Below are 13,276 nucleotides of genomic sequence, written 5' to 3'. Positions count from 1 at the left end.
CAAACGGGATATGGGTTATTCTTAATCAGAGGGAGTCTGTCATCAGCAGCTCTACTTACCGGCCGGGAGGGGAACTAACGAGTATGAGCGTTTCCATATTGCTGGTGGATGATGAAGCGATAGATTTGGAATGGCTGCGGCGCCGGGTGGTGGGAAGCAAGGAGAACCTGCGGGTGGTCGGTACGGCCAATAGCGGATTTGCCGCGCTGAAGATCATCGAACAAGAACGTATCGATATCATTTTGTCAGACATTCGCATGCCCATTATGTCCGGCATCGATTTTGCACGTAAAGCCAGGGAGATCAACCCAGACGTCAACATTGTGTTCATCAGCGGCCACGAGGACTTTCAATACGCCAAGGAAGCCATATCTTTAAGGGCGTTCAATTACTTGTTGAAGCCTGTGGACGATACGGAATTGTCGCAAATGCTTTCCGCTCTTGTGCGTAAAGTGGAAAACGAGCGAGAGAGCGAACGCAGCTTTTCGGAAGCGCTGTCCCTCGTACACGAGGAGCTTTTGCTCCGTTGGTTCAAGGATAGTACGCCCGGGCCGGTCGAGGCTCATGTCCGTCAATATTTGGAGCCGAAGTTAACGGATGGATGCACCATCGCCTTGGCTGAGCTGGACGATTTCGAGTGGCGGATCGAAGAGTACTCCCCGTTGGAACGCAAGAACATGGCGAAACAGGTTGCCGACGTGATCGGGGCATTTATGGAGGAAACGGGTTTCGGTCAATTTGTCGAAAGCCCTCCCGCTCGTTTTTTGCTTCTCGCCACCGTTCCTACGGAGTGGGTGGAAGGGATGATCGAGCAGCTGCTGGAAAAAATCCGCAAGACGCTTCCTTGGACCATGACCATCGGAACAGGGAGGGCGGCTTACGATTTGGAGCAGTTGCATGAAAGTTTCCGGCAGGCTCAGGCTGCCTTAAGCGCGAAATGGCTGCTCGGCAAAAACCGGCTGATCTGTGACGCATCCACATTCTCGCCAACAGGAAGTGCACCGTCCGACGTGGATGACAAAGTAGACGGCCTGCTAAAGGCGATTTTGGAGTACGATCTGGTCGCTATCGATGATCGTTTAATGGAGCTTTTCGGTGCAAGCAAGGGCCTCTCTCAGAACGACGTCTATAATCTCATCATCCGCATTATCTCCAAGCTTCACGGGGATTTGCTGCAGATGAAGGAGAATCTATACGAGCTGCTGAAATGGGAGTCGCACCAACCGGACATGCTGTTCCGGTTTGAAACGGTCCACGATGTGCTCAGTTGGCTGCGCAAGCGATTTTTTGAACTATCGGAGCTCTTGTATACGAAACGGCGCAAGATGAAGCGGAAGCTGATTGAAAACATCATGGCGTTCGTTGAAGATAAACTCGATCAGAAGATTACACTGAAAGAAGTGGCGGCGCATTTTGAGTTTACCCCCAATTATCTTGGTTTCTTGTTCAAAGAAGAGACGGGGGAGCACTTCAGTGATTATCTTAACGCGCGGAAAATGGAGCGGATCTGCCGACTGCTGACCGATCCGGCCAAGAAGATCTATGAGATTGCAGACCTCGCCGGGTATAAGAATATCATCTATTTCAACCGGCAGTTCAAGCAATCCATGGGCATGACCCCGGGAGAATATAGGAAACGGTACAAGATTTGAAACCGGAATAATGAGGCCGCGGATATTTGATCCGCGGCCCTATTATTTTTTTACCCGTTTTACTTCGTGACGAGCTAATTAAGGGTCACGTTGTCAACGTAAACGGCTGTCTGCCCGCTGCTGTTCGCCGAGGAGAGGAATTCCACGCCGATCTCTCTGACGTTGCCAAGATCGGAGATGGAAGAAAGATTGATGGATAGCGTCGTACCTCCAGATGAATTAAGTTTGACGGAAGTTCCCGCATTCCAGGTCCAGGCTGATCCGGTCTTAACATAAACCCTGGCGTAGAGACCGTCGCCTACAGAGCCCCAGGAAGCATGTTTGACGGTGGCGGTTAACGTTGTTTTGCCACTAAGGCTACGGTCTTGTGTGAGGAGCAGATAATGCTTGGAGTTGCTGGACATGATGATATCCGACTTAAGAGAATAGCTGCCTTTGGACGACCACTCGGTTACGCTCCATGGACCGGCGTATACATTTGAACCGGTCCAGCCCTGCGTATTGCCTTCGAAGTCGTATATAGTGGCTGCGCTACTGTTGCTGCAAGCCGACGACTGTCTCCACTCCGCGTACGGGGCACTGCCGGCAAGAATGCTTTTCAAATAGTTGCCTGCCGCCGTGAGACTTCCATCCGTATTGAAAATGCTTGCGCTTTCCGCCTTGTCATTGATTGCCCAGTTGGTGAACGAAAGATAGTTCTGGTTCATCCAGTCAATCCACTGATTCGTGGAGTCGTAATTGATGTTGCCGTTGCCGTCCGCATTTTCGAAGCCCATTTCGGTCACGAACAGCGGAATCCCCTTTTTCAACGCATAGTTGGCTTTGTCTCGAAGCGACTGAAAATGAGAACCAGCATAAAAGTGCAGGGTATACGCGATATTGCTGTAGGCGGTAATCGGATTGTCAGCGGCCTTGTCCACATCCTGGGACCAGGTCGGCGTACCGACGACGATCAGGTTGTCGGAATATTGGCGAATGGAAGGAATGACTTGTTCGGCATAGCTTTTGACTGTATCCCAAGAGATTTGAGTGGGTTCGTTATAAATCTCAAAGATAACGTTGTCGTAGCTTCCGTATTGCTTAGCCATTCTGCTGAAGAAATCCTTGGCGGTGTTCACATTGTTGTGCGCGCCACTCGAGTGCCAGTCGATGATGACATAGATGCCCTTTGCAATCGCTGCATCGACCACGTCGCGGACTTTGGATTCATCCGCTGTGTTGTATGGATTGCCGGAATCGTCCACGCCGTATGCCGCTCTCACGATTTCCACTTGAAATTCATCGACCATCCGATTCACCGTAGTGGCATTCCAATAGGGACCCGACCAATTGCTCCAGAAGAAGCTTGCCCCTTTTACCATCATAGGTTGATTCGTTTTGGAGCCGTTGATCCGGTTTCCGCTAGCTTTCATCTCACCAAAGTAAGTGACAGGGTTTGCGCAGGCGGCTGCCGAGGCAGGGGTTGCAGGGCCGGCGGCTTGAAGAAGCAGCGTCAATAAACTGAAAAGCATGATCATGACGGACAGCTTGGCGAATGTGACGATAGATGGTTTCATAATTCATCTCCCCTTTGTCATGGTTTGGTCACGAGCCAAAGCCGATGCATTGACCCGTACAATCAAAAAACAGAAGTAAATGTAAATAAAGCAAATGTAAGCGTTTGCTATTTAAGATTATTTACATCGTTGAATAAAATCTGCGTAACTACGAGTGCATTTAATAAATGCAAAAAACAGGGCGGAATTATTAAAACTAAGAACTTATAAAAAGAAGTGAGGAAGGCATTGCCTAAAAGGGGATCATCTGAAGCAGGGTAACTCCATCGCGGAGCAGTAATTGGCTATAGCCGTGGATGAATTTTTGCACTGGAACTTGCAGAACGGATTTGTTAAGTACGACAGTTCTGGTTGCGCTTTCAATTAAATATTTTGTCACCTCCCTCACGCTGTTTATCAATCATAAAATCTTCAATTCCCGAAATAAACAATACCAATATTTAGCAACAGCGAATACATGAACAATCAGCTGTATAATTCATACAAAATTAGATAAATATGAGTACCTATGTAACTAGATTTCAAAAGTAGATGATAGAAGCCTTACGGGGGGCTTTCTCGGGCCGCATAGCTGCTGATCCAAGGTGTTAAACCTTTTCGCTTGCTGGTATTTGCCTAAAACAGGTATGCATTTCAACGGATCGTGGAATCGGTATAAGTTTTTGTTGCTTGGCTGAATGATGTCGAAACTGGGCTTGCCGCTATAATAAATCTATGACAGGAGATCATCCGCACATCTTTGGGGGAGAGTAACCATGAAATTAAGGAGATTCTGGATCGACGTACGTAAATATAAAATCCTACTGCTCATGCTGGCACCGGCCGTTTTGTTTTTTCTGCTGTTCGCCTACGTGCCCATGACCGGGATTGTACTCGCCTTCAAGCAATACAACCATCGGGGAGGCATCTTTGGAAGCCCATGGAACGGCTTGTCCAATTTCAAGTTTTTCTTCCAATCGGGAGACGCTTGGCGGGTAACGCGGAACACGGCGCTCTATAACATTGCTTTTATCGTAGTGAACAATGTGCTGCAGATCTTTGCGGCGATTATGCTTTTTGAAGTGGCGGGGAAATGGTTCCGAAAAATCGCCCAGACGATGCTGTTCCTGCCCTATTTTATTTCCTGGGTCGTTGTCGGAGCCATCGCTTACAATTTGTTCAACTTCGATGTGGGCACGATTAACTCCGTCTTGAAATCCTTGGGGCTGGATCCGATCGATATTTACAATAACTCTTCGTACTGGCCGTTCATCCTTGTGGCGGTAGCCGCTTGGAAATCCCTTGGCTATGGCACGGTGATGTATCTGGCGGCGATTACCAGCATCGATACCGAAATGTACGAGGCCGCCGAGATCGACGGTGCGAACATCTTTCAGCGCATTCGCAAAATCACGATCCCCAATCTGTATCCGACGGTCATCATTTTGGTGTTGTTGGCGATTGGCAATATTTTCAGAGGCGACTTCGGGATGTTCTACAACATGGTCGGCAACAACGGGCTGTTGTTCTCCTCGACAGACGTGATCGACACCTTCGTATTCCGGCTCTTGATCTCATCTAATGAAATCGGCATGTCCGCAGCCGCAGGCTTCTATCAATCCATCCTCGGCTTTGTCACCATATTGTTGGCTAACTACGCGGTTCGGAAATACGATAAAGACCGGGCGCTGTTCTAATTACGGGAGGGAGGTAACCAACATGAGCGCATCGCTTACACAAACAAGCACCAAAACTTCCAGCGGGAAGCCCGGGAAAATGATGGGGGACCGCCTGCTGCTGCAAATCATCGGCTATACTGTTCTTGTCCTTTTGGCCGTCTTCTGCATCCTTCCGTTTCTGCTGGTGGTCAGTTCATCTCTAACCGCCGAAACCGCCATCGTGGAAAAAGGCTTTCAGCTCTTTCCGACGGATTTTTCCACAAATGCATACCACGTTTTGTTCAAGTACCCGAAGGATATGATCAATGCCTATACGGTGACGATATCGGTAACGGCCATCGGTACGTTGGTCGGTCTATTCCTTACCTCGATGACCGCCTATGTGTTGGCGCGAAAAGACTTTAAATGGCGTAACGTGTTCTCTTTCTACTTTTTCTTCACAACGCTGTTCAGCGGAGGGCTTGTTCCCTGGTACTTGCTGATGGTGAATTACCTGCAATTGAAGGATACGCTGCTGGTGCTGATTTTGCCGCTCTTGATGAATGTCTTCTACATCATTGTGATGAAGAGCTTTATGAGCAGCATCCCGGAAGCGATTACGGAATCAGCGAAAATCGATGGAGCTGGCGACTTCCTCATCTATCGCAAGCTGATTCTTCCTTTGGCGAAGCCGGCCCTTGCCACCATCGGCTTGTTTATCGCCCTGGGGTACTGGAACGATTGGTACAATGCGCTTCTGTTTATTTCGGATTCAAAGCTTATGCCGCTGCAATATTATCTCTATCGACTCCTTGGCAATATGGATGGCATGCGCAAAGCGATCATGCAATCCGGTGCGGTGATCACCAGCAACAACCTGCCGACAGAAAGCTTGAAAATGGCCATGACATTGGTGGCAACAGGTCCGATTTTGCTGGCCTATCCGTTTGTTCAACGTTTTTTCGTGCAGGGCTTAACGATCGGCGCTGTAAAAGGATGACCACGGGGATACCCGGTTATCATACATTACCTTAACTTAGGGGGAACTTCGATCATGAAGCAAAGAAAAAGAAGTCTCATGCTGGTGCTTGCACTTGTTCTTGCCTTCTCGGCACTGTTGTCCGCATGCGGCGGCAGCAAGGACAAATCGTCGGAATCCACGACCAAGCCATCGGTGGCGCCATCGGCGTCAGCGGCAGCAACCGCTTCAGCAAAGCCTGCTGATCCAGGACTGGATACATCTAAAGAAGTCAAGCTGAAGATGCTTCTTGTAGGCGGCAAGCCGGTTGATTACGACGAAGTGTTCGCAGAGCTGAATAAACTGACGAAGGAAAAAATCAACGCAACCGTTGATGTCGAGTTCCTCGATTGGTCGGATTGGCAGCAAAAGTACCCGTTGAAATTCGCTGCCGATGAAAATTTTGACATCGTGTACACTGCCAACTGGGCGTTCTATAACGATCAAGCGCTGAAAGGCGGCTTTCTTGAGCTGACGGACGACATGCTGTCCAAATATGCACCGCAAACATGGGCCGCAATGCCCGCTGCTTCCTGGAATCAAGCCAAGGTTCAAGGCAAATTGTACATGGTTCCCCAAAACAGCACGGAAGTCACCGACAAGGTCGTGCTGATCCGCGAAGACCTGAGACAGAAGTACAACCTGCCGCAGGTGAACAGCATGGATACCTACGCCGCTTATTTGAAAGGGATCGCCGCCAATGAAAAGGGCATCCAGCCTTTCGGAGCGAAGCCGGCGGACGGTTGGAAATGGCACGAATTGGATCAAATCACGCTGGAGCAAGCAAACGACTGGAACCTGGTCGACTATAACGCACCGCTTGCTTACAAACTGGACGACAACACCGGCAAGCTGTTCAACGTTTACGATACGCCGGAATTTACGAAGCTTCTCGCCTACTACAAAGACTTGGCCGATAACGGAGCTTGGTCGAAAAACATCGTTAGCAACAAGAACGACGTATGGCAGGACGTAAAAGCTGGCAAAGTCACCTCTTATGCTCAAAACATCGGCACCCTGGGTAACAATATGGCCGAAATGAAACGCGACAAGCCGGAATACAATGTTCAAATCGCCGACTTGACGCCAAACAGCAAGAAAATCGGTTCTATCTCTACACAGAACGGTTTGGCCATTCACGCGACTTCCAAAAATGTGGAGCGCTCTCTGATGCTCATCGATCTGCTGCAAAACGATAAGCAAATCCACGATCTCACCATGTACGGAATCGCCGGAAAACACTATCAACCTGAAGGCGACGATAAAACCGCAGCAGGACCTAGCGCTGCCAATTATACCGGCTTCTCCAACTGGGGTTGGAACTCTCAACTGAACCGCCGTGACACCTCCTTCCCGGATGAAGCGCAAGCCATTTCCGACGGCTGGAAGAGCAAAGTCTATAACTTTAATCTGGAAACCTTCGTATTCGATGACAGCAAAGTGAAAAACGAAGTCGCCAACATCGGCAACGTGATGCTCCGTTACGCGATTCCGCTGGAATACGGTCTGGTTGATCCTGTAAAAGGCCAAGCAGAACTGCTGAAGCAGTTGAAGTCCGCCGGCATCGACAAGGTGCAAACGGAAATGCAAAGCCAAGTGGACGCCTTCCTGGCGGCCCAGAAGTAAATGGTTGAAAAAGGAGGCGGGCGGCTTCAACGGCGTCCCCTCCTTTTTTTCGTTTCTAGAATGTGGCATCATGATGAAAGCGAATACAAGTGATTACAGAAAGTGAGTGGAATGCCATGAGTCAAAAATTTCCGCCGATCAGCAAAAAGTTGCCTGTCTTCATGCACGGCGCCGATTACAATCCCGATCAGTGGCTGCATGATCCCAAGGTGCTGGAGGAAGACATCCGACTGATGAAGCTGGCGAACTGCAACGTAATGTCCGTCGGGATCTTTTCCTGGGTATCTCTGGAGCCGTCTGAAGGGGAGTATACCTTTGAATGGTTGGACGAGGTGTTGGACCGTTTTGCCGAAAATGGTATCTACGCTTGGCTGGCTACTCCCAGCGGGGCGCGTCCGGCATGGATGTCACAGCATTACCCTGAGGTTCTGCGGGTAGGGGCAAACCGGGTGCGCAATTTGCAAGGCGGGCGGCACAATCATTGCTATACTTCTCCCGTTTACCGGAAGAAGACGGCGGAGATGAACCGCAGATTGGCTGAGCGGTATGCGCAGCATCCTGCGGTGGTAGGCTGGCATATCTCCAACGAGCTTGGCGGCGACTGCAATTGCGAGCTTTGCCAGGAAGCTTTCCGCGGCTGGTTGAAGGCAAAGTACGGAACTTTGGATGCGCTGAACCGCGCTTGGTGGACGGCCTTCTGGAGCCATACGTACACGGACTGGTCGCAGATCGAATCTCCCGCGCCTCACGGTGAAATGATGGTCCACGCGCATAATCTGGATTGGCGGCGGTTCGTCACGGATCAAACCATCGATTTTTACCGGGTAGAGATCGCTCCGCTGAAGAATGCCAATCCTGAGCTGCCCTGCACCACCAATATGATGGATTTATTTGAAGGATTGGATTATCGCAAGCTGGCGGAAGAAGTAGACGTCGTATCGTGGGATGCGTATCCTAAATGGCACAATGAGACGTCCGATGGCCGGGAGGCGGTCTGGTTTTCCTTCAACCATGATCTGTTCCGTTCCTTGAAGAAAAAGCCGTTCATGCTCATGGAGAGCACGCCGAGCCTGACCAACTGGCAGCCGGTGAGCAAACTGAAGCGTCCGGGCATGCACCGGCTCTCGTCTTTGCACGCCGTTGCTCACGGTTCGGATACGGTGCAATATTTTCAATGGCGGAAAAGCCGCGGTTCCAGCGAAAAGTTCCACGGCGCGGTCGTAGACCATGTCGGGCATGAGCATACCCGGGTGTTTCAGGATGTAGCGACGTTAGGGGAGACCCTCGGCAAGCTGGATGACGTGTTAGGAACAACGGTGCCCGCGGAAACGGCGATCTTGTTTGATTGGGACAACCGCTGGGCGGTGCGTGACGCCCAAGGGCCGCGGAACATGGGCATCGGCTACGAAAATACCGTGATGCAGCATTATCGCGCGTTTTGGGAAATGGGTGTGCCAGTGGATGTCATCGGGGCGGAAGATGCATTTGACGGGTACAAGCTCATCGTTGCACCGATGGTTTATTTATTGCGGCAGGAGACGGGAGAGAAGCTGCATGCTTTTGTGGAGCGGGGCGGAACGCTGGTGGTCACCTATTGGTCGGGCATCGTCGATGAAAACGATCTGTGCCATTTGGGCGGATTTCCGGGACCGTTGCGGAAAACGGTAGGCATTTGGGCTGAAGAGATCGAAGGACTGCCGGATCATGACTGCAATTCCCTGGTGATGGCCGAAGGCAACGGGTTGGGGATCGCTGGCGAATTTGAGATTCGCGAGCTGTGCGAACGCATTCATCTGGAAGGCGCCCAGGCGCTGGGCGTATATGGCTCGGACTTTTACGCCGGGGAGCCAGTGCTGACGGTGAATGCCGTGGGCAAGGGCAAGGCGTATTATCTCGCCGCTCGGGTGAGCGAGGATGCCTTTTACGATGCGTTCTATGGCAAGGTAGTGGAGGAAGCAGGTATCCGCCGGGTGCTGGATGCAGATCTGCCGGCCGGCGTTACGGCTCAGCTTAGGACCGATGGGGATAGGGAGTACGTGTTCCTGCTGAATTTCTCCGGGACGGCCTGCGAGGTGGAGTTGGATCGGGAGTACGCCGACGCGGAGACCGGGGAGCAGTTGAGCGGCAGCTTGGTGCTGCCTGTGAACGGGTCGCGGGTGCTGCGGTCTTAATATCACCCCGCTGAAAAAACCAGCAAATTGATCGTACCCCTATCAATAGACAGATGAAAACGCGCATCGATCCTCGGTCGGTGCGCGTTGTTTTTATTTGGCTTGAAACTCCTGAATCCTCACATCTACAAAAACTTGCGGTTCGTCTTCTTTCCGTCGTAGGTGAACAGAACTTTTTTATCCTCGACGACGCTCTCCAGGTGGACGCTTTTTCCCCACAGGCGGTGGATGTAGGGCATCGTGCGTTCGACGTATTTCAAATCCAGCTCGATCCCCTCAAAAGAATGCTGCATGTACAGTTCCCCGTTGCCGAGAAAATCCCCATCCTTCACAACGATATAGGGAAACCCGCCGTTGATCCGCGAAAAAACCAGCTGATCCCGCACGTTTTCCCAGGCTTTATCGGTAATTTTCCACTCGGCGCCCTTTTTCTCGAAGACGTACAGGTCCAACTCGTCAGTCAGCTCTTTGGTCAAGTAATTGCGGATAAAGGACGTATCGGAATCGAACTCCCGCACCTCGAAAATTTTGTCCCGGTCCCACCGTTTTTCGATGTCCTCAAAGATTTTAACCCCGAGATAGTAAGGATTGAGCGTGTGCCGGGACGGCTGGACGACGCTGGAATTGAGCTTGGAAAACTCGATGGTCTCCTCTTCCGTCAGATCCAACTCCCGGATAATCCGCTGGTGCCAGTAGGAAGCCCAGCCTTCGTTCATGATTTTCGTTTCCATCTGCGGCCAAAAATAAAGCATTTCATCCCGCAGCATCGTGAGGATGTCCCGCTGCCAGTCTTTCAGATGAGGCGCATATTGTTGGATGAACCACATGATGTCTTTTTCCGGGCGAGCAGGGAACTGCCGTTCTTTGTTTTCTGCTGGCAAGTAAGCCTTCGTTTCAGGGTCCAGCTGCCAAAGATCCTCGTATCCGGTGAGAGGGCGGTCCGATTCCTTCGACTTGGACGGATCCCGGCGGCGGTCGCGCTCACGTTCTTCCTTCGCGGCACGATCAGGCTTCACCACAGCCGGATCAACGTGCTCCTGAATGGCAAGGCAGGCGTCTAGAAATCCTTCCACCTCCGCGGTGCCATATTCGATTTCGTACTGGCGTATGCGTTCAGCCGTCGCCGACATGCTTTCCACCATTTTGCGGTTGGTCCCAGAGAAACGGGCATTGTTTTTGAAAAAATCGCAGTGGGCCAGCACGTGGGCGACGATCAGCTTGTTTTGGATTAAAGTGTTGCCATCCAGGAGAAAGGCGTAGCAGGGGTCGGAGTTGATGACCAGTTCGTAAATTTTGCTGAGTCCCAGGTCGTATTGGGTTTTCATCCTGTTGAAGGACTTTCCGAAGCTCCAATGGCTAAAGCGCGTCGGCATTCCGTAAGCTCCGAACGTATAAATGATGTCAGCCGGGCAAATCTCATACCTCATCGGATAAAAATCGAGGCCAAATCCTTTGGCGATTCCGGTGATCTCTTCGATGGCGGCCTCCAACTGCTTGAATTCTTCCGCTTGCATATCCGTTTCCCTCCCTTTGCCTTACTATATTCGCGGGGAAGCGGCTTGAACACTTCACAGGAGGTGGGAAGATTCGAAGCATCTAGATCGACTGCAAGGACTATAGCGCGATATTGACATAATCGCACCTGCATGGATTGGATTTCTTGTACATAAAACTATGGCGAAAATTTGAACAAGTGCGTCGCTTTCGCTAAGATAGTAACGTTGGCTATAGACAAGATGAACATGAAACGGAGGAGCGAGAATGGCAATCATCTGTGCGCCGGAATTGGGAAGAACGATGGGAAAAGCAAAGTTGAACAATTGGTTGAAAAAACAGAATGAGGTTGTCGTACGGGACGAAGTTTTATGTGAACTGGAATTGGATAAAGTAAGCATTGAAGTGGCGGCGGATTTCAACGGGATAATCGATGAAATCTATGTAACGGAAGGGCAACCGGTCAACCCGGGGGATCGCCTTTGCCGGATATCGCCGGCTGACGGGAAGGAAGGGGCTAGCGCGCGATGATCGATAAAAAGCCCGAATGGCTAAAAGTAACCTATACCCAGAGCGAAGCCATATCCGAGCTAAAATCATTGATGGAAACCAAACGCCTGCACACGGTTTGTGAGGAAGCCCGCTGCCCCAATATTTTCGAATGCTGGCAGCAGCGGACGGCGACGTTCATGATTCTGGGCTCCATCTGCACCAGGGCGTGCCGATTTTGCGCCGTGGACAGCGGCCGCCCTAATGAACTGGACTTGCAGGAGCCGGAACGGGTGGCGGAATCGGTGGCGGCAATGGGACTCAAGCACGCGGTGATTACGTCCGTCGCCCGTGACGATCTTCTTGACGGAGGAGCATCGATTTTCGCGGCATGTATCACGGCTATTCGTGAACGAACTCCCGGTGTTTCCCTCGAGGTGCTGATCCCTGACTTCATGGGAAATGATGATGCTTTGCGTGTCGTTTTGGAAGCGAAGCCGAATGTGTTGAACCATAATATCGAGACGGTCAAAAGACTGTCGGATAAAGTTCGGGCTAAAGCGAAGTACGACCGTTCTCTACGGCTGCTCACTCGTTCGAAGGAAATCGATCCAGCCATCGCTACCAAATCCGGCATCATGCTGGGGTTGGGCGAGTCCTTAGATGAAGTGCGGGAAGCTTTGTACGATTTACGGTCGTCGAATGTGGAGATTGTCACCATTGGGCAATACCTGCAGCCTTCTTCAAGCCATCACCCGGTGATCCTCTACCGGACGCCTGAAGAATTCGAACAGCTAAAGAAGGATGCTTATCAAATGGGGTTCAGGCATGTGGAATCCGGTCCCCTTGTCCGATCTTCCTATCACGCGGGTGAGCAAATGACCGGGGAGCGTGGGTAAGGTGGCGGAAAAACAGACCGTGGAAGGCCGGTGGTTGGGAACCGTTCCTTACGCTCAAGCACTTGAACTTCAAAGGGAGTATGTGAACCGGGTGCGGGAAAGCAAACAGTCGTACCTGTTATTCTTGGAGCATACTCCGGTCATTACAATGGGACGCTCGGCAGAGGAGCAGCATATTCTTGCCGACCCGGTGGAACTGGAGAAGCGGGGAGTCGATTTGGTGTACACCGATCGGGGAGGAGACGTGACATTTCACGGCCCGGGACAATTGGTGGTTTATCCGATTTTTGATCTGGCCCAGTGGAACCATGAGATATCCGGGTACGTTCGCATGCTGGAGGAAACGGTCATTCGGTCATTGGCCGTATTATACGACTTGGAAAGCACCCGATCGGACGGGTTTCCCGGCGTTTGGATTGGCGAGCGGAAAATATGCGCCATTGGCGTGAAAGCAAACCGGTATATCGGCTCCAGAGGATTTATCATGTCTCACGGCATCGCCTTGAACGTGAATACGGACCTGTCGTATTTTGATACAATCGTTCCTTGCGGACTGCACGACAAATCCGTGACTTCTGTCCAACGGGAAACGGGTGAAACGCAGGTGACAATGGAGCCTCTTGTAGAGCAGCTAAAGGTTCAGTTTGAGGATATTTTCCAAATTCGCATTACGGAGTCTCAAGAGTTCCTATATGGAACTCCCCCATATCAAGCTCATGCATGAAATCTGAATG

General features: G+C 51.0%; 10 protein-coding genes. 8 read left to right on the top strand and 2 right to left on the bottom strand.

Annotated elements, in window-relative coordinates:
* Positions 1-83: 83 nt before the first annotated feature.
* Positions 84-1,652, top strand: coding sequence for a response regulator (locus TJ79_RS10545; protein WP_040950266.1), 1,569 nt, complete (start codon positions 84-86; stop codon positions 1,650-1,652).
* Positions 1,653-1,726: 74 nt separating this feature from the next.
* Here TJ79_RS10545 and TJ79_RS10540 read toward each other — a convergent pair whose 3' ends face one another.
* The gene (locus tag TJ79_RS10540) at positions 1,727-3,208 is read right to left on the bottom strand and encodes a glycoside hydrolase family 5 protein (RefSeq protein WP_040950265.1); all 1,482 of its coding nucleotides are present in this window, start codon (positions 3,206-3,208) and stop codon (positions 1,727-1,729) included.
* Between the two features lie 755 nt (positions 3,209-3,963).
* On the opposite strand from TJ79_RS10540, the gene TJ79_RS10535 reads away from it, so the two are divergent.
* The 4 genes from TJ79_RS10535 (at position 3,964) to TJ79_RS10520 (ending at position 9,660) form a co-directional block, all read left to right on the top strand.
* Positions 3,964-4,884 (top strand): ABC transporter permease, encoded by a 921-nt coding sequence (locus TJ79_RS10535; protein WP_040950264.1) that lies wholly within the window; start codon positions 3,964-3,966, stop codon positions 4,882-4,884.
* A gap of 22 nt (positions 4,885-4,906) precedes the next feature.
* Positions 4,907-5,845, top strand: coding sequence for a carbohydrate ABC transporter permease (locus tag TJ79_RS10530; RefSeq protein ID WP_040950263.1), 939 nt, complete (start codon positions 4,907-4,909; stop codon positions 5,843-5,845).
* A 54-nt stretch (positions 5,846-5,899) separates the two neighbouring features.
* The gene (locus TJ79_RS10525; RefSeq protein WP_040950262.1) at positions 5,900-7,489 is read left to right on the top strand and encodes an ABC transporter substrate-binding protein; all 1,590 of its coding nucleotides are present in this window, start codon (positions 5,900-5,902) and stop codon (positions 7,487-7,489) included.
* A 116-nt stretch (positions 7,490-7,605) separates the two neighbouring features.
* Complete coding sequence (locus tag TJ79_RS10520; protein ID WP_040950261.1) at positions 7,606-9,660, top strand: beta-galactosidase; 2,055 nt, start codon at positions 7,606-7,608, stop codon at positions 9,658-9,660.
* Positions 9,661-9,785: 125 nt separating this feature from the next.
* On the opposite strand, the gene TJ79_RS10515 is transcribed toward TJ79_RS10520, so the two are convergent.
* A complete protein-coding gene (locus TJ79_RS10515) occupies positions 9,786-11,174 on the bottom strand; it encodes a SpoVR family protein (RefSeq protein ID WP_040950260.1) in 1,389 nt (462 codons plus the stop codon).
* Between the two features lie 247 nt (positions 11,175-11,421).
* Between TJ79_RS10515 and TJ79_RS10510 the strand changes: the two genes are divergently transcribed.
* The 3 genes from TJ79_RS10510 to lipB are packed head-to-tail and all read left to right on the top strand — an operon-like array spanning position 11,422 to position 13,266.
* Positions 11,422-11,685 carry a lipoyl domain-containing protein gene (locus TJ79_RS10510; protein WP_040950259.1) on the top strand — a complete coding sequence of 88 codons (264 nt, stop codon included), beginning with the start codon at positions 11,422-11,424 and terminating at the stop codon, positions 11,683-11,685.
* On the top strand, positions 11,682-12,542 hold the full coding sequence (lipA, locus tag TJ79_RS10505) for a lipoyl synthase (protein ID WP_040950258.1): 861 nt from the start codon (positions 11,682-11,684) through the stop codon (positions 12,540-12,542). Before TJ79_RS10510 ends, lipA begins: the two co-directional genes overlap by 4 nt.
* Before the next feature lies 1 nt (position 12,543).
* Entirely contained in the window at positions 12,544-13,266 is a 723-nt protein-coding gene (lipB, locus tag TJ79_RS10500) for a lipoyl(octanoyl) transferase LipB (RefSeq protein WP_052339471.1), read from the top strand.
* Positions 13,267-13,276: the final 10 nt, after the last annotated feature.

It is taken from the genome of Gorillibacterium massiliense, from assembly GCF_000455485.1.
Taxonomy (GTDB): domain Bacteria; phylum Bacillota; class Bacilli; order Paenibacillales; family NBRC-103111; genus Gorillibacterium; species Gorillibacterium massiliense.
Note: the sequence above shows the minus strand (reverse complement) of the source record. Positions and strands in the feature narration are given on the sequence as shown.

Excerpts from the sequence above, each read along its gene's own strand:
- TJ79_RS10545 (WP_040950266.1), top strand. The coding sequence starts at position 84 with ATGAGCGTTTCCATATTGCTGGTGGATGATGAAGCGATAGATTTGGAA.
- TJ79_RS10540 (WP_040950265.1), bottom strand. The coding sequence starts at position 3,208 with ATGAAACCATCTATCGTCACATTCGCCAAGCTGTCCGTCATGATCATG.
- TJ79_RS10535 (WP_040950264.1), top strand. The coding sequence starts at position 3,964 with ATGAAATTAAGGAGATTCTGGATCGACGTACGTAAATATAAAATCCTA.
- TJ79_RS10530 (WP_040950263.1), top strand. The coding sequence starts at position 4,907 with ATGAGCGCATCGCTTACACAAACAAGCACCAAAACTTCCAGCGGGAAG.
- TJ79_RS10525 (WP_040950262.1), top strand. The coding sequence starts at position 5,900 with ATGAAGCAAAGAAAAAGAAGTCTCATGCTGGTGCTTGCACTTGTTCTT.
- TJ79_RS10520 (WP_040950261.1), top strand. The coding sequence starts at position 7,606 with ATGAGTCAAAAATTTCCGCCGATCAGCAAAAAGTTGCCTGTCTTCATG.
- TJ79_RS10515 (WP_040950260.1), bottom strand. The coding sequence starts at position 11,174 with ATGCAAGCGGAAGAATTCAAGCAGTTGGAGGCCGCCATCGAAGAGATC.
- TJ79_RS10510 (WP_040950259.1), top strand. The coding sequence starts at position 11,422 with ATGGCAATCATCTGTGCGCCGGAATTGGGAAGAACGATGGGAAAAGCA.
- lipA (WP_040950258.1), top strand. The coding sequence starts at position 11,682 with ATGATCGATAAAAAGCCCGAATGGCTAAAAGTAACCTATACCCAGAGC.